Consider the following 16,057-nt stretch of genomic DNA (forward strand, 5'->3'; position numbering starts at 1 on the left):
GCGACACCAGGATTAATGTTCACCGAAGTTACCCGCCGAATGCTTCATTCCATTGATTATCGATTCAGCGCAGATATTCACGACTTACCGCTGCCCCTGTAGGGGGGCAGCTTGCACGCAATACAGGCGCCGCAGTGAATCAGGCACACCGCCATCGCGGGCAAGCCTCGCTCCTACAGCCCCCTCAGAAATTGAAGCGATAGCCGACATTGGCCGCCCAAGGACGGTCGATGTTCGAGCTTTCGCTGGTCTCGGCCTCGACATACAGCTGATGGTTTCGAGTCAGTTGTCCGCTGATACCAGCGCCGGCGTACCAACCGCCACCGCTGCCATCCGGACGGCTACCGATGCCATTGGTACGGACCTTGTTCTGCGCCGAAAGATCCTCGATCCAGCCAGCCTTGAGGTAAGGCTGCAAGCGTGTGCCGTTGTCCAGTTGCAGGTTGCGGCCGATGCGAACACCTGCGCGTACCTGGGTCGACAACGCGGCACCGGGCTCCACTTGCAGTCCATTGCCCAGCTGGTAACTGTCCGAACGGGCGTAGAGCATGGAGACCTGCGCCTGAGGCTCGACGAACCAGTGGTTGTCGAGGTCGATCTGCTTGCCGGCTTCCATCGACAGACCTGCGCCCTTGCTGCGGAAGTGCCCCGAAACCTTGGCACCGTCGGTGCCCCACAGGTCCAACCCGGTGGACCAACGGTTCAACGTCAGCAAGCTGTCGACGTACCAACCGGAGTCATCCAGATACGTGGCATAACCGCCCAGGTGGTAGCTGTCGAGCTGGCCGCTGCCCTCATTCTTGAAGTTGCGGTCGGCCTGGCTGTAACCGGCGAGCGCGCCCACCACGAGTTCACCTCCAGCCGTATCGATCCGGGTATCGATCCCCAGTTGCGTACCCTGCACCCGCTGGGAAAAATCGCGGCCGACGCCGTTGTCCAGGGACTGCTGCTGGCCGAATCCACGTATCCATAATCCCTGCTGCCCCGTGCTTTGACGCAGCTCGCCGACCCGCTGCACCAGAGTCGCGCGCTCGGCGTCCCACGTGGCGCGCAGGGAGGCGATGGCGCTGCTGTTGATCGCCGCGCTGGCACCGGTGGACAGGTTGTCCGGACCCGGCTCTGGATCAGGCTTCAGATCGGACTCTGGATCAGGCTTCAGATCGGACTCTGGATCAGGCTTCAGATCGGACTCTGGGTCAGGTTTTGGATCAGGCCCCGAGTTGAAATTCACTAGACTCCAGTTGCCCTGGTCATCGCCTTTCAGTTTGTAGCGATAGGTCCCGGCATCCACCACCCCGCCCCGGTTGGCCAGGGTGAACGAACCCGGGCCACCGCTGCTTTGCACCAGGCTCAGGCTTTGCCCCTCGGCGTCGGGTTCGGCGCCGGAGTTGCGCACCAGGATATCGTTGTTACCGGTGACCTGGCCGTCGACAAGCAGGCGGTCGCCCTGCAACCGGCCCAGGTCAGTGTTCATTACGTAGTGGCCATCGCCGGACAGATCACCCTTGACCCGCAACTGCTTGAAGGCCCCCGACAACCCGGGGTCGGCGAACTCCACCCTGCCGTTGTTGGTCATCCGGGTGAGTACCGAATCCCCGCGCACGGTCCAGTTGCTGCTGTCGTCCAGGGTCAGTTGGGTATCCTGGTCCAGGCTCTTGATCGCCCCCTCCAGGCTGGAATGATCCGTCAGTGACAGTTGCAGGCTGCCGGCATCCACCCGCACATCACCCGACAACCGGGACCTGGTGGCATCGAGTTTCACCTCCCCCGCCGGCACCGGCACCGTACCCTCGTACTCGATCTCGGTGATCCATAGCGCCGTGCCCGCCTCACCGCCAGTGCGACCGATCAAGGTGCTGTCGGTCAAGTGCGCGTCCAAGCCGCCAGCTTCGACTTTGATGCCCGCGCCGTCCTGGGTTTCGATGCTGCTGCCAATGACCTCGAGAGTGTTCACCGCTCCGGGGTCGAAGCCTCGGCTGACGAAACTGTAAATGCCGTCAGCACCCGCGCCATCGGTGCGCACGCGGGAGCCCTGGAGCAATACGCTGGCGGTATTGAAAGCCAGGCCATAGCTCGTCGTACCGGCGGTCAGTACCTCGCTGTCGATCAACTGAACACTGGCGCCATTGACAGCCATCAGGCCAAAAGCGTCATCACCGTGGGTGACGACGCGGCTGTCGGCGAGGGTGACTTTAGTCCCCAGCATCTGTGCCCAAACACCTACCGCGCCGAGTCCCGAGGTTTCGATCAGGGTCCTGCTGACGTTGGATACGGTACTCCCGCCATTGAAGGAATTCGCCGATGCGTACAGGGCGTGCCCCCCTATGCCCCGGGTGATGATGGAGCCACCGTCCATGGAGAACACACCGCCAGCGTTCTCGACACCCTTCGCATGTTCGCCCTGGGCTTCCAGGATGCCGTTCTTGACGTCCACTCGGGTATTGAGCCCGCGCATCCGGATCGCCGAACCCTCGTCTCCCAGAGTGGTGATATTCAGATTCGACAAGTGAACCTTGCCGCCGCCCTCTGCTTGCACTCCCACCGCCGAACTGCCCGTGGCCAGGATGTCGTAGCCGGTGCCTTGCAGCTCGTTCTGTTCGCCGCTCACGCGTACTGCCGCGTCCGTACCGGAATAGTCGATGCTCACCTCATTCAGGGTCAGGGATTCACCTTCGGGCGAGGATAGATCGATTTTTTCATAGTCGGCGGCCGAAACGGACTGCATGGAAATGGCCATCAGCGACAGCGCCGAACTGACGGCCACACTTGTCGCCTTTTTAACAAACCTCATAACTTAAAAGCCTTTTCGCCAGATAAAAAGGCCTACAACATTGACTAAACCGGCAAACTGACCAATAAGAAAAATCTTAATCCAGGAGAAATTAAGAACCACCTTAAAAATAATATTAATTAGCCATCATTAAAAATCTAAAAAACAATTCAGAAAGTGTTCATCAATATGAGCCCATGCACAAAAAACCATCCATCATCTACCACCTGCCTCTCCATGCCCTGAAGTTCATGGCCTCGTCACGCCTGCCCCTGTTCAATCCGCCACCCTGAGTGCTGATCACTTCAGGTTATCGACTCATTAATCACTGTGTGATTTTCTCTCTGACCACCAATCAACGACATGAACTTTCGATCTTTAGCCAACAATAGAACCCTCACTTGAACAGTCCATCTTATCCAGACCACTTCCCTTCAGCCTTGCACACTCGCGGCATTAGCAGAGCACCCGATGAAGGTGTCCAGAATTATCAGGTCAGTTCAAACTTGTTCGCGATGCAGGCGCCACGGTGAATCAGGCACACCGCCATCGCGAGCAAGCTCGCTCCTATAAACAGCTATCTCACGCGCGCGCCCAAAACGTGTGAGAGCGGCGATCGGCGCCGCTGTGGGTCAGGTACTACAAGGTTTCCAGGTGTTCGAGGATGATCCGCACCGCCGCTGCCGGCGCCAGCACAGCGCTGTCCAGCCTCAAGCGCTCGCCGCTCCAGGCCAGGTAGTCGTGATCGAGCACCGACTGCCAGCTCGGCGGACGCAGGCCGGGCACATCCGCCTCACGGCTTTCCACCCGGCGCCGATGCTCGGCGATGTCCGTGCACACCACCTCGACATTCAGCAAGGGGCTCTGCTCGGCCTCGGCGATGCCCTGCCAGGCCTGGCGGCTCTCGGCGAGCGGATTGACGCAGTCGGCCACCACCCGGTTGCCCAGGGCCAGGTTGCTGCGGGCCAGGGCATTGGCGACCTCGTACCCGGCCTTGCCGACCTCCGCCAAGCCGCCGTTGCGCAGCGCCTGCTCGATAGTGTCGATGCGCAGATAGGCGGCCCGCAGATGGCTGGCCAGTGCCCGGGCGATGGTGGTCTTGCCGCTGCCGGGCAGGCCACTGAAGACGATGAGCATAGGGAGAACTCCAAGCAAAGCACTGCATGCGCAGGCTGACAGCAGCGCCAGCCATGGGGTTGTGGACCGGCCTATGAAGCCTGGGTAACGGATGGCCGATCCGGTTTGGCAGCGCTCCCGACCCGCAGGGTTGGGCTGTCGGGCTCTTCGAGCTGGACCGCGAACCGAGTGGCAAGCTCCTTGCGCCCCAGGGCGGTCAATCCCAGCGCCCGGCTGTCCAGGTCCTGGGTCAGCCATTTGCGCCGGATCGCCTCCTGCAACAACGCGGCTCCCAGCGCACCACCCAGATGCGGGCGGCGCATGCTCCAGTCCAGGCACGGGCAGGCAAAGCGTCGACGCAAGGTCGCCAGGGCCTGCACATCGATACCCAATCCGGCGAAAAACCCTTCGCCGGCCGGGCTCAGGCTGTACTCCTGGGCGCCCTCCTGCGGCTCCTGCAACCAGCCGGCGTCGAGCATGCGGTCATGCAACTGCACCGCCAGGGTGCCGGCCATATGGTCGTAGCAGGTACGGGCGAACTGCAGGCGGTCCGGGGTGCGCGGGCTGAAAGCTGGCATGGCGTTGCGGCCGATCACCATCAGGGCCTCCAGGGCCTGGGCCACGCGCTGGTCGGCCAGGCTGTAGTAACGATGGCGGCCCTGCACATGCAGGCGCACCAGGGCCAGGTCCTTGAGCTTGCCCAGGTGCGCGCTGGCGGTGGAGGCGCTGACATCGGCGATCGCCGCCAGCTCGGTGCTGGTGCGCGCATGGCCGTCCATCAACGCGCAGAGCATCTTCGTCCGCGCCGGCTCGGCAATGGCCGCGGCGACCTGGGATACGGCGTTGTCGTGCTGTTGTGCATTCATATTTCGCTCCCGAACGAATCGTGCCCTTCGCAGGTTGCCGATAGTAGCAACACTTCTCCCCCGCGAATAAGGCCGCCCGTCATGGACCCGATCACCGCCGTCACCCACGCCGATCCCTACCCTTACTACGCCAGCCTGCGGGTCCGGGATGGGCTGGCCTTCGACCCCAGGCTGGGGATGTGGCTGGCCAGCAGCGCCGCAGCGGTGGCCGCGGTGCTGGCCCATCCCGAGTGCCGGGTACGTCCCGCCCACGAGCCAGTGCCCCGGGCCATAGCCGACGGCGCCGCCGGCACAGTGTTCGGCCAACTGATGCGGATGAACGACGGCGAACGCCAGCGTTGCCCGCGGGCCGCGGTCGAGCCGGGCCTGCAACAGGTATATGCCGAGGAAATCCAGCAGCGGGTCGCCGCCCTGCTGCTGGGCCTGCCAAGGGATACCACTGCCAGGCTGCACGATTGCCAGTTCCGCCTGCCGGTGGCGGTGGTCGCCGGGCTGCTGGGCTTTGCCGCGCACCAGTTGCCCGAGATTACCGGGCTGACCCGGGACTTTGTCGCCTGCCTGTCGCCGGCCAGCAATCAGGCACAACGGGAGGCCGCCCACCGGGCAGCCGAAGCGTTGAGCCGACACTTCGAGGCCCTGCTCGATCAGGCCCCCGCCAGCCCGCTGTTGCAGCGGATCGTCAACGGCTTCGACAGGCAGGGTCACGACAGCCTGATCGGCAACCTGATCGGCCTGTTGTCCCAGACCTTCGAGGCCAGCGCCGGGCTGATCGGCAACAGCCTCTGCGCCCTGCTGAACAATCGCCAGTTACTCGCGGACCTGCGGGCGACGCCCAACCGGATCGCCGACCTGCTGGCCGAAGTGCAGCGTCACGACCCGCCGGTGCAGAACTCCCGGCGCTTCGTCGCCGCCCCTTGCAGCATCGCCGGGGTGACGCTCAAGCCAGGCGATGTAGTGCTGGTGCTACTGGCCTCGGCCAACCGCGACCCGCAACTGAACCCGGAGCCGGATCGCCTGCTGCTCGAACGTGAGGCCCGGCGCAGTTTCAGCTTTGGCAACGGCCGCCACCAATGCCCCGGCCAGCCCCTGGCCCTGAGCATCGCCAGCGCGGTGGTCGGTGCACTGCTGCCACAATCGACCCTCGACCAGCCCATCGCCTGGACCTACAAGCCCTCGCTCAACGGGCGCATCCCCCTGTTCACCCCCCTGCCGGAGTCGCACTGATGATCGCCGTGATATTCGAAGCCCTGCCGCACCCGGAACATCGCCAGCGTTACCTGGATATCGCCGCCGCGTTGAAACCGCTGCTGCTGGAGATCGACGGCTTCATTTCCATCGAACGTTTCCAGAGCCTGAGCGAGCCGGACAAGCTGCTGTCCCTGTCGTTCTGGCGCGACGAGCAGGCGGTCGAGGCCTGGCGCACCCTGGAGCGCCATCGCACCGCCCAGGCCCTGGGACGGACCCAGGTGTTCGCCGACTACCGGCTGCGGGTCGCCGAGGTGGCGCGCGACTACGGGCTGACCCGGCGCGACCAGGCCCCGGCGGACAGCCGCCAGGCCCATGCCGGGTAAAACTGCTGGGCGCCTATTCGACCAATGAATGGTGGTCAGAGGGTCATCGGGCTTCTGCTAGGGTCAGGCCTGGACTTGGGAGGACACCATCATGAGCCAGATCACCCAACATGCCCTGAAGCTCAACGGCATCGAATTGCACCTGCATGCCGACGGCCCGCTGGACGGCCCGCCGGTGTGGCTGCTGCACGGTTTTCCCGAGTGCTGGTATTCGTGGCGCCGGCAGGTCGCGCCATTGACGGCCGCCGGCTACCGGGTGCTGATCCCGCAGATGCGCGGCTACGGCGACAGCAGCGCCCCAGAGGATGCAGCCGCCTATGACGTGCTGACCCTGTGCGCGGATATCCAGCAGGCGATGGATGCCCTGGGCCAGGAGCAGGCCTGCATCGTCGGTCACGACTGGGGTGCCGTGATCGCCTGGCACCTGGCGCTGCTGGAACCGCAGCGGGTCAAGGCCCTGGTGGCACTCTCGGTGCCTTTCGCCGGCCGCCCCAAGCGCCCGGCCGTGGAGATCATGGCCGAGCTGTTCGCCGAGCGTTTCAACTACATCCTGTACTTCCAGGAGCCCGGCGTCGCCGAGCGGGAACTGGACGCCGACATCGACCGCAGCCTGCTGCATTTCATGCACGACTGCGAACACCTGCTGGATGAGAAGAGTCCGTCGGCCCTGCTGTTCGACGGCATGCCGCCGCACCAGGCACCGCCCGTCTGGTGCACGCCGGAGGACTTTGCGGTGTACCGGCGCACCTTTGCGGGGCGCGGTTTTCGCGGCGCCTTGAACTGGTACCGCAACTTCGAGCGCAACTGGCAGCGGACCGAACACCTGGGCGAACGCCAGGTGAGCCAACCCACGCTGTTCATGATCGGCGACCGCGACCCGGTGGGTCAGTTGGAAGCTCGCACTATGGAGCGCATGCCCGGCAAGGTGCCACGCCTGGAACAGCATCGGCTGGCGGATTGCGGGCACTGGATCCAGAGCGAACAGGCCGCAGAGGTCAATCTGCGGTTGCTGGATTTTCTTGGGAGAAACTACCCCTGCCCGCCTGCCGTGCAGACAGGGGCCTAGCGTTACAGGCTGCGATATTCGAGGGTGAGGTGCGCCAGTTCGTGGACCGGCGCCAGGCGCTGGCGGATGGTTTCGGCGCTGACGCCGGCAGCCGCCACCACACTGACGATCGCCGCCCGCGCCTGCGGGCCCACCTGCCACACATGCAGGTCGGTGATGCGCGCATCGCCGGCGGCTTCCACCGATTGGCGAATCTCGCCGGCCAGGTGTTCGTCCGTGGTGTCGAGCAGCACCGCCGCGCTGGACTTCATCAAGCCATAGGCCCAGCGGCCGATGACCAGCGCGCCAACCACACCCATCACCGGGTCGAGCCAGACCCACCCCAGATAACGCCCCGCCAGCAAGGCGGCGATGGCCAGGACCGAGGTCAGGGCATCGGCCAGCACATGGACGTAGGCCGAGCGCAGGTTGTTGTCGTGGTGATGGCCGTGCCCGTGTGAATGCGGATGCGGATGCTCATGAGCAGGCTGATGAGCGTGATCATGGCCGTGATGGGCATGGCCGCCGGAAAGCAGCAAGGCGCTGACAATGTTCACCAGCAGCCCGACCACGGCGATCACGGTCGCCTCGGTGAACGCCACCTGGGTCGGCTGCAACAGCCGCAGCAACGACTCGCCGGCGATGCCGATGGCCACCAGGCCGAGGATCAGCGCCGAGGCGAACCCCGCCAGGTCGCCGACCTTGCCGGTGCCGAAACTGAAGCGCGCATTGTCGGCATTGCGCCGGGCGAAACCATAGGCCGCCGCCGCGATGCCCAGGGCCCCGGCATGGGTCGCCATATGGAAGCCGTCGGCCAGCAAGGCCATGGAACCGGTGAGATAACCGGCGGCGATTTCGCCGATCATCATGATGAAGGTCAGCGCCACCACCCACAGCGTGCGTCGGGCGTTTTCATCGTGGGCGGCACCGAGGAAGTGGTGGTCGTGGGTCAAGCCTGCAGAGGGCAAGGTGGGGCGCATGGGGTGGTCTCCGGTCAGGAATAACGGCGAATGGCTTCGAGCAATTCGTTCACGCCCTTGGCCCGCTCTTCATCACTGAGCTCAGGGTGAGCCACATGCTCCAGGGCGTGGGCCTCGATGATTTCCCCCATCAGGCCGTTGATCGCACCGCGGGTGGCCGCCACCAGATGCAGGGTCTTGGCGCACTCCGCGCCGGACTCCAGGGCCCGCTCCACGGCCTGCACCTGGCCAAGAATGCGCCGGACCCGTTTGAGCAGATCGTCTTTCTGTGCGTGCGTGTGCGACATACCTATACCCCCTATACCTATATGGCACCCATCCTGGCCGATGACTGGAACAGACGCAAGAGGCCAAAGCCCGCTGCGTTTCAACCAGCCACAACCTGGCCCCGCCTGGCGAAAGCACGGAAGCACGATTTCAAGGGAGATCTAGGGAGCAAGGGCGTGGCGATTCTGTTCGAGCCCACGCCCAGCCCGGGTAACGCGGCCCGATCAGGCAGAGCCCTGATCTGGCCAATAAGCGAAATCAGTCGTCGCGAGTCAGGACTTCCAGCAACTCGATCTCGAACACCAGATCGGAATTCGGCGGGATCTTGCCCATCGAGCGCTCGCCGTAGCCCAGGTGCGCCGGCACCAAGAGCTTGCGCTTGCCGCCGACCTGCATGCCCATCAGGCCCTGGTCCCAGCCCTTGATCACCCGCCCGGTGCCGATCACGCACTGGAACGGCTTGCCACGCTCCCAGGACGAATCGAAGGGCGTGCCGTCTTCCAGGAAACCGCGGTACTGGGTGGTGATCAAGGCACCCTTGACCACCGCCTTGCCCTCGCCCACTTCGATATCGATCACCTGTAACTGGTCGCTCATCCACTCACTCTCTGCTTGGCGGCAGCCGACAGTGGCGGCCGAGGGTGCGGAAAATAGCAAATTTTCGGCCTCGCGACTTGTCAGGCATGCTCCTGGAAGGGGCTGAGGCAGGGCACATTATCGATGCCTCCTGGCCCAGCCACCATTTTTCAGATTGTCCCTACAGACCTTCCATAGCCGCATCCACTAGCGTCCCTAAGCCAACTGCAAATGCTCTTCGCTCCCCTCTGACGGGGGCTTTCTTTATGGACAATGTGGACGCGAACACGGATGAGTGGCTACGTACCGAACGCCCCGAAGGGCTATCGCAACAAGGGTGTAGAGCCCGTCGATCTTGGCGCCCAGCGCTGGGCGGAATACAAGGACCTGCCGCCAAAGGCAGAAGACAAACCCGCCACCATGGGTTGTGTCTTTGCCAAAAGCTGCAACCTGCCTGACGGTGTGATCGATCACAAGAATCCGGCCGGATTTGTGCCTGTTGAGAAGCTAGCTGATTACGGGCTATGGGCTGTATTAGCTACCGGGACGGCAATCACAGCGCAAGGTTCCTCTCTCCAATTGGTGGGCGGCTCTGCCACTGGCAGCGCCATTGCCAAACGTCTTGGCGGATCATTGGCTCTCACATTGCTGGAAGGGTCAGGTGTTGTTGCTACTGGCGCTGTAGTGGGCACTGTTGCGTTGCTGATTCCAAACACCAGCATTTCGCCTGACAGTGCCTTCTATAAGAATGAGCAGTACGCAATGCTCAAGACAGGCCGCACACGTGTTCGTGTCAATGTGAAGACCTTGCCGGATGGCTCCGTTAACGCCTATGGCTTCTACACGGGCGGCAAGACGGATTGGGAAAATGTCCCAGTCATTGAGGGCAGGAAAGACGGTGAGAAGTTTATCGCCGACATTGGCAACGGGATCGGCCTCACTTGGACACCAGCGGCAAGCGGTGACGGTGTACTGGGTATTCCTGCACTGGAAGGCGCGTCACAGTTGCCACCTGTTTGGGTGTATCCACCTACAGCACAATCTGACACGGTGTTGGCGAACCCCGCACATCCACCTGAATTCCGAGATGCAATTATCTGGTTCCCTGACTCGGGGATTGAGCCAATCTACATTGTGCTCAGTACACAGTTGGAGAAGAACAAGACGGCTGGCGCTGCTTTTGAAGATAAGGCTTACCCTCCATTTGCCGAAGAAATGGACGAGTCAACTCAACAGGTAACGCTGAAAACAAAGAGCGGCACCAGAACTCGTCTCGATATGATTGGCAGGGACGCGAACGGAGACATTGCGTGCGTCGAATGCAAAGCCTCCGACACAGCACCACTTACACGCAATCAAAAGCTGGCGTTCCCGGAAATCGAAGAGAGCGGCGGAGTCATTGTTGGTAAAGGTAAACCTGGCTTCCCCGGAGGAACGGTTATACCGCCAACCCGAGTACAAATCTTGCGACCGAAAATAGACTAACGCAATCAAGGAACAGCTATGTCAGTTACAGATACCGAAGTCATCGACATGTGGGGAATCCCAAAATGGGATCACAACAAAATAGTTCTCGGGATCACAGACCATCTTGGGTGGGCTGACAAAACCGAACAGGGCGAGCACCTTCTTGCGCTTCAAGAAAAGCTGAATGCGTACATCGCTTTCATCGAAAGCGGCGACATCTACACCGAGATTCCCGGCGCCCTTGGTAAGTCCCCCATCATCCGCATCATCGGGAAGTATGAGCTTTCAGAGCAAGGTGAACTCCTTGTTGATCGCGCTACCGAGGTGTTAAAGGAAGTAGGCATTGGCCTAGAGTTCGTGCTTAAACAAGACGATGTGACAGACAACGAGTGACCGGCGATGCGCTCCAGCTTAGGGGAGAGGGCAAGGCGCCAAAGCTCTGGCTACAGGGATCAAGAACTGACAGAAAAAGAAAAGCCCATTCAATGTGGGCTCTCATAGGGGGAGTTGAGTAATGGAATTGAAGAGCCATTTGGCTTACTACACCGAACAGGAATTCAAGGCCCTGATCCAAGCGATTGAAAATGCACGAACTGAGGAAGAGCGAGCCGAGCTTGTCGATCACTTCAACAAGATCGTTCCCCATCCAGCAGGGAACGATTTAATGTTCTATCCAGAGGCTGGGGAAGACGATTCAGCCGATGGCGTAACGCGGACTGTCAGCAGCTATTGCCGTGACAAGGGCCTACCGGGTTTCAAGATCTGATCAAAGGTGCTGAACGCAAACACCAAGGAGGAACTCAGGCACATCTGGAATGTGCAGCACCGGACATGATCCCCACGCTCAACCTCCCCCCTCAAGACCGCTTGAACAAACTCCAGACAAACGCCAGCAACCCACCCACAGTCGCCACTCCCGCCAGCCAGCCCACCACCGACAGCCCCTGCCAGGCCGGTCCGGCCGCGGCGATCTGTGGGCCGAAGGCGATCAGCAGTGCGCTGATCAGCAGGGCCAGGGACACGCGGGTCGAGGCCAGGCGCAGGGATTTTTCCAGGCGCTCGACGCCCGGCATGTCGAGGCGCAGGTCGACCATGCCGTGTTTCAGGCGGTTGATCAGCAGACGGGTCAACTGTGGCAGTTCGACGGCGACGCCGCGGCCCAGCTCCAGGCCGTCGAGGCCCAGGCGGCGGGCGAGTTTCCAGCTGAACTGCTGCTTGAGCATCTGGCTGATGGCCGGGCGCGCGGTGGCCACCAGGTCCAACTGAGGATCGAGACGGGTGAGCACGCCATCGGCGGTGATCAGCGCCTTGAACAGCACCAGCAGGTCAGCCGGCAGCAACAGTTGGTATGCGCGCATCAGGCCGAGGAAGTCCTCGATCATCGCACTCATGTTCAGCGCCTTGCCGCCGTGCCGGCCCATGAATTCCCGCGCAGCCTGTTCGATGGCGGACAGGTCGCGCACCTGCTCGCCGCTCCAGTCGATCAGCACCGCCACCAGCGCTTCGGTACTGCCCTCGGTCATGGCCCGCATAAAGCCCATGACCTCCAGGCGCCGGCGCTCGTCGAGGCGCCCGACCATGCCGAAGTCGATAAAGCCGACGCGGTTGTCGTCCATGGCCCGCAGGTTGCCGGGGTGCGGGTCGCCGTGGAACAGGCCGTCTTCCAGCAGCATCTTGATAAAGGCCTGGGCCCCGCGCTGCGCCAGCAGGCTCGGGTCCAGGCCTTGCTCGATCAGGGCCTGGCGTTCCAGTGGTGTATGGCTGGGGAGGAATTCCTGGACCAGCAGGCGCTCGCTGCTGTGCTGCCAGTGGATACGCGGAATGGCGATCTGCGGATGCTCGGCGAAATTCGCCGCCACGGTGTCGCAGTGCTGGCCTTCCTGGGTGAAGTCCAGTTCTTCGAGCATGGCCCGGGCCAATTGCCGGACCATCTGCCGCGGCTGGTAATGGGCCAGGGCGACGTTCTCTTCCACCAGCATCGCCACGCCTTCCAGCAGTTGCAGGTCGGCGCTCATCTTGCGCCGCAGGCCGGGGCGCTGCACCTTGACCACCACCGCCTCGCCGCTGAGCAGGCGCGCGCGATAAACCTGGGCGATGGAGGCCGCGGCCAGGGGCTCGGTGTCGAACTCGGCGAACACCTGGGCCAGCTCGCAGCCCAGGTCGTCGCGTACCTGGTCCTCCAGCTCGCTCCAGGGCAAGGTCGCGGCGCTGCTGTGCAACGACTCCAGTTCGCTGATCCAGTGCGGCGGCAGGATATCGCTGCGGCTGGCGAGGATCTGCCCGAGCTTGATAAAGGTCGGCCCGAGTTTTTCCAGGGCCAGGCGCACCCGTTGCGGCGTCGAGTCCTGCGGCTGCGTTTCAGTACCGGCTTGCGACTCGCCCAGCAGGCGCCCCAGGCCCAGGCGCAGTAGCACGTCCTGGGCACCGAAGGCCGCGAGCACGGCGACTATCTGATGCACCCGCTTATGGTGTTTGAGTGCCGTCCAGGTGGGTTCGAGCATGGTCGGGATGATCCTTCACAAGGTGACGCCCGCGGCGTGGCCGGCGGGCTCAAGGTTGGGTGGCGCGCCTGCCGGGGACTCCGGCACCGACAACGCACCCTGCAAGGTCCGACCACAACGAGCGGCAATCATTCAGAACGCGGCAGCGCCGATTGCACGCGCCTCCTCGTCCGAGGTGCTGCCGAAGACCGCATGCCGGCGGTTGCCCATGGCGGCGCCCGCGATAAATTCGGTTACCATGGCGCCCCCCTGAAATCCGCACGCCGATAAGGACATCCGTATGGCTGTTTCAACTATTGTGGTTCTGCTCGTTCTGGCCCTGCTGGTGGTCTACGTCATCACCGTCTACAACGGCCTGGTGGCCCGCCGGAACCGCTTCAAGAACGCCTTCGCGCAGATCGAAGTCCAGCTCAAGCGCCGTTACGACCTGATCCCCAACCTGGTGGAAACCGCCAAGGCTTACCTCAAGCACGAGCGCGACACCCTCGAAGCCGTGACCGCGGCGCGCAACGCCGCGCTGGCGGGTCTCAAGGCTGTCGCGGCCGAGCCCGGCAACCCGCAGCACATGGCCCAGTTGGGCCAGGCCGAAGGCGCGCTGTCCAGCGCCATGGGCCGGCTGAACCTGAGCATGGAGGCCTACCCGGACCTCAAGGCGTCGCAGAACATGCAACAGCTGAGCGAAGAGCTGACCAGCACCGAAAACAAAGTGTCCTTTGCCCGCCAGGCCTTCAACGACACGGTGATGGATTACAACAGCTACAAGCAGAGTTTCCCGCCGGTGATCCTGGCCGGCCTGTTTGGCCATGGCGCCGACGCCAGCCTGCTGCAATTCGCCGACAGCGCCCTGATCCAGGAAGCCCCCAAGGTCGCCTTCTAAGCCCCTGTCACCATGGATGGTCCGATGAATTTTTTTGAACACCAGGCCCGGGCCAAACGGCGTACCGGCACCCTGGTGCTGCTGATGATCCTGGCCGTGCTGTGCCTGGTGACGGTCACCAGCCTGGCGCTGAACCTGCTCTGGCTGCAATTTCTCAAGGAGATGAAGCAGTCGCCGAGCTTCGACTGGCAGCTGACCGCGATGATCGCCGCGGTAGTGTTCCTGGTGGTGATCGGCAGCAGCATGGGCAAGCACTCCGAACTGAAAGCCGGCGGCAAGGTGGTCGCCAAGCGCCTGGGTGGCCGGCTGATCAACCTGCACCCGGACGGCCTGGAAGAACAACGGCTGCTCAATGTGGTCGAGGAAATGGCCCTGGCCTCGGGCACGCCGGTACCGCAGGTGTACGTGCTGCCCGATGCCGGGATCAATGCATTCGCCGCCGGCTTTACCCCACAGGAAGCGGTGATCGGGGTCACCCGCGGCGCCATCATGGTGTTCAACCGTGAGGAACTGCAGGCGGTGATCGCCCATGAGTTCAGCCATATCTACAACGGCGACATGCGCCTCAACACCCGGCTGGTGGCGATTGTCCACGGCATCCTGGTTATCGGCTTGACCGGCGAGGCAATGGCCAACGGGGTCAACCAGGCCGGCCGGCTGGCACAGAATCGGGTCGGCGGGCTGGCGATGTGGAGTGGCCTGGCGCTGATCCTGCTGGGCTCGGTCGGGACCTTTTTCGGCAATATGATCAAGGGCGCCATCAGCCGCGAGCGCGAGTTCCTCGCCGATGCCTCGGCGGTGCAGTTCACCCGCAACCCGGCCGGCCTGGTCGGCGCGCTGAAAAAAATCGGCGGTTATGCCGCCAGCTCGAAACTCGACAGCGCTTTCAGCTCCGAATACAGCCACTTGTATTTCAGTGAAGGGGCCACCCTCTCCGTCTACGGCCAGTCCGCGACCCATCCGCCCCTCTCGGCGCGGATCCGCCGCCTGGAACCCGGCTGGGACGGCCGCTTGCCCACCGTCGAAGCCGTCGAACTGCCGGCCGAGCCCGCCCGCGCCGGCCTGGACAGTTCCGGGGAGTTCAGCCGCCAGTCGCAAGCGACCAGCGCCCTGGTCTTCGACCTGAATGCGATCAAGCAGTCGATTGCCAGCATCGGCAGCCCGAACGCGCAACATCTGCTGGCGGCACAAGCGGCGCTGGTCAGCCTCGACCCGGCGCTCCAGCGCAGCGCCCACAGCACCACCGGCGCCCAGGCGCTGGTCTATGGCCTGCTGCTGTCCGCCAACGATTCGATACGCCGCCGGCAACTCGCGCAGCTGGAGGCCAACAGCCCCACCGAGGTCTTCGGTTGCCTGCAAGCCCTGCAAAAACAGCTGGCGGCCCTCGACCCGAACCTGCGCCTGCCGCTGCTCGACCTGTCGATTCCGGCCCTGCAGCAGCTGGACAAGAAAGCCTGCAAGCCGTTCATGGACAACCTGCGACAACTGATCGACGCCGACGACCAGGTCGAGCTGCTGGAGTGGACGCTGCTGCGCATCGTGCAGCGCAATGTCGAAGGCCTGCCGGCGCCCGAATACAAATGGGGGCTGTTCCAGCGCAGCGAAGAACTGGCGATCCTGCTCGGCGCCCTGGCCAGCGCCGGGCAAAAGACCGCGCAGCAGGCCCAGCTGGCCCTGGCCCATGCCTGGACCGGCCTGCCCTTCGCCCAGCCGCAACCGGCGGAGGTCGACCTCGAACACCTGGATGCCGCCCTGGTGCGCCTGCGCCAGCTGATGCCCGAGGAACGGCCGACGCTGCTGCAGGCCATGGCCCGTTGCGTCTGCTACGACGGCCAGGTCACCGTGGCCGAAGCCGAGCTGATGCGTGCCGTGGCCGATGTGCTGGATTGCCCGATGCCACCGCTGCTGTCCTCGGCAGTCGCCGAACCCGTGTCTTCCCCGGCATCTGCCAGCGCCCCCCAGACCGCCACGCTCTGAGTACCGGTCAAGCATGCCTGCCCAGCGCCAGCCTGGGCAGGCAC

15 protein-coding genes are annotated in these 16,057 nt (G+C 63.3%); 8 read left to right on the plus strand and 7 right to left on the minus strand.

Annotation, left to right across the window (positions count from 1 at the left end; all coding sequences use genetic code 11):
* Positions 1-184 precede the first annotated feature (184 nt).
* From PVZ80_RS22215 to PVZ80_RS22225, 3 genes are all read right to left on the minus strand, one after another.
* A complete protein-coding gene (locus PVZ80_RS22215) occupies positions 185-2,764 on the minus strand; it encodes an autotransporter outer membrane beta-barrel domain-containing protein (protein WP_273864559.1) in 2,580 nt (859 codons plus the stop codon).
* Between the two features lie 645 nt (positions 2,765-3,409).
* Positions 3,410-3,907: an AAA family ATPase gene (locus PVZ80_RS22220; RefSeq protein WP_273864560.1), complete on the minus strand. Its 498-nt coding sequence runs from the start codon at positions 3,905-3,907 to the stop codon at positions 3,410-3,412.
* Positions 3,908-3,978: 71 nt separating this feature from the next.
* Entirely contained in the window at positions 3,979-4,752 is a 774-nt protein-coding gene (locus PVZ80_RS22225) for an ArsR/SmtB family transcription factor (RefSeq protein ID WP_009048399.1), read from the minus strand.
* Between the two features lie 81 nt (positions 4,753-4,833).
* On the opposite strand from PVZ80_RS22225, the gene PVZ80_RS22230 reads away from it, so the two are divergent.
* The 3 genes from PVZ80_RS22230 to PVZ80_RS22240 all read left to right on the plus strand — a co-directional run bounded on the left by PVZ80_RS22230 (position 4,834) and on the right by PVZ80_RS22240 (position 7,389).
* On the plus strand, positions 4,834-5,976 hold the full coding sequence (locus tag PVZ80_RS22230; protein ID WP_273864561.1) for a cytochrome P450: 1,143 nt from the start codon (positions 4,834-4,836) through the stop codon (positions 5,974-5,976).
* Complete coding sequence (locus PVZ80_RS22235) at positions 5,976-6,323, plus strand: antibiotic biosynthesis monooxygenase family protein (protein ID WP_273864562.1); 348 nt, start codon at positions 5,976-5,978, stop codon at positions 6,321-6,323. Before PVZ80_RS22230 ends, PVZ80_RS22235 begins: the two co-directional genes overlap by 1 nt.
* A gap of 91 nt (positions 6,324-6,414) precedes the next feature.
* Positions 6,415-7,389 (plus strand): alpha/beta fold hydrolase, encoded by a 975-nt coding sequence (locus PVZ80_RS22240; protein ID WP_103331057.1) that lies wholly within the window; start codon positions 6,415-6,417, stop codon positions 7,387-7,389.
* 2 nt (positions 7,390-7,391) lie between these two features.
* Here PVZ80_RS22240 and dmeF read toward each other — a convergent pair whose 3' ends face one another.
* From dmeF to PVZ80_RS22255, 3 genes are all read right to left on the minus strand, one after another.
* Positions 7,392-8,348, minus strand: coding sequence for a CDF family Co(II)/Ni(II) efflux transporter DmeF (dmeF, locus tag PVZ80_RS22245; protein WP_135006428.1), 957 nt, complete (start codon positions 8,346-8,348; stop codon positions 7,392-7,394).
* Positions 8,349-8,362: 14 nt separating this feature from the next.
* Positions 8,363-8,635 carry a metal/formaldehyde-sensitive transcriptional repressor gene (locus PVZ80_RS22250; protein ID WP_009048394.1) on the minus strand — a complete coding sequence of 91 codons (273 nt, stop codon included), beginning with the start codon at positions 8,633-8,635 and terminating at the stop codon, positions 8,363-8,365.
* A 238-nt stretch (positions 8,636-8,873) separates the two neighbouring features.
* Entirely contained in the window at positions 8,874-9,212 is a 339-nt protein-coding gene (locus PVZ80_RS22255; RefSeq protein ID WP_273864563.1) for an FKBP-type peptidyl-prolyl cis-trans isomerase, read from the minus strand.
* A 270-nt stretch (positions 9,213-9,482) separates the two neighbouring features.
* On the opposite strand from PVZ80_RS22255, the gene PVZ80_RS22260 reads away from it, so the two are divergent.
* From PVZ80_RS22260 to PVZ80_RS22270, 3 genes are all read left to right on the plus strand, one after another.
* Positions 9,483-10,676 (plus strand): S-type pyocin domain-containing protein, encoded by a 1,194-nt coding sequence (locus tag PVZ80_RS22260; protein ID WP_273864564.1) that lies wholly within the window; start codon positions 9,483-9,485, stop codon positions 10,674-10,676.
* Positions 10,677-10,694: 18 nt separating this feature from the next.
* Entirely contained in the window at positions 10,695-11,051 is a 357-nt protein-coding gene (locus PVZ80_RS22265) for a DUF6572 domain-containing protein (protein WP_009048391.1), read from the plus strand.
* A 121-nt stretch (positions 11,052-11,172) separates the two neighbouring features.
* On the plus strand, positions 11,173-11,424 hold the full coding sequence (locus tag PVZ80_RS22270) for a bacteriocin immunity protein (protein WP_016702807.1): 252 nt from the start codon (positions 11,173-11,175) through the stop codon (positions 11,422-11,424).
* Between the two features lie 91 nt (positions 11,425-11,515).
* On the opposite strand, the gene PVZ80_RS22275 is transcribed toward PVZ80_RS22270, so the two are convergent.
* A complete protein-coding gene (locus PVZ80_RS22275) occupies positions 11,516-13,159 on the minus strand; it encodes an ABC1 kinase family protein (protein ID WP_273864565.1) in 1,644 nt (547 codons plus the stop codon).
* 280 nt (positions 13,160-13,439) lie between these two features.
* On the opposite strand from PVZ80_RS22275, the gene PVZ80_RS22280 reads away from it, so the two are divergent.
* Positions 13,440-14,036: a LemA family protein gene (locus PVZ80_RS22280; protein WP_009048388.1), complete on the plus strand. Its 597-nt coding sequence runs from the start codon at positions 13,440-13,442 to the stop codon at positions 14,034-14,036.
* Positions 14,037-14,060: 24 nt separating this feature from the next.
* A complete protein-coding gene (locus PVZ80_RS22285; protein WP_273864566.1) occupies positions 14,061-16,013 on the plus strand; it encodes a M48 family metallopeptidase in 1,953 nt (650 codons plus the stop codon).
* Positions 16,014-16,057: the final 44 nt, after the last annotated feature.

Source organism: Pseudomonas sp. B3G-3 (genome assembly GCF_028640915.1).
Taxonomy (GTDB): Bacteria; Pseudomonadota; Gammaproteobacteria; order Pseudomonadales; family Pseudomonadaceae; genus Aquipseudomonas; species Aquipseudomonas chlororaphis_I.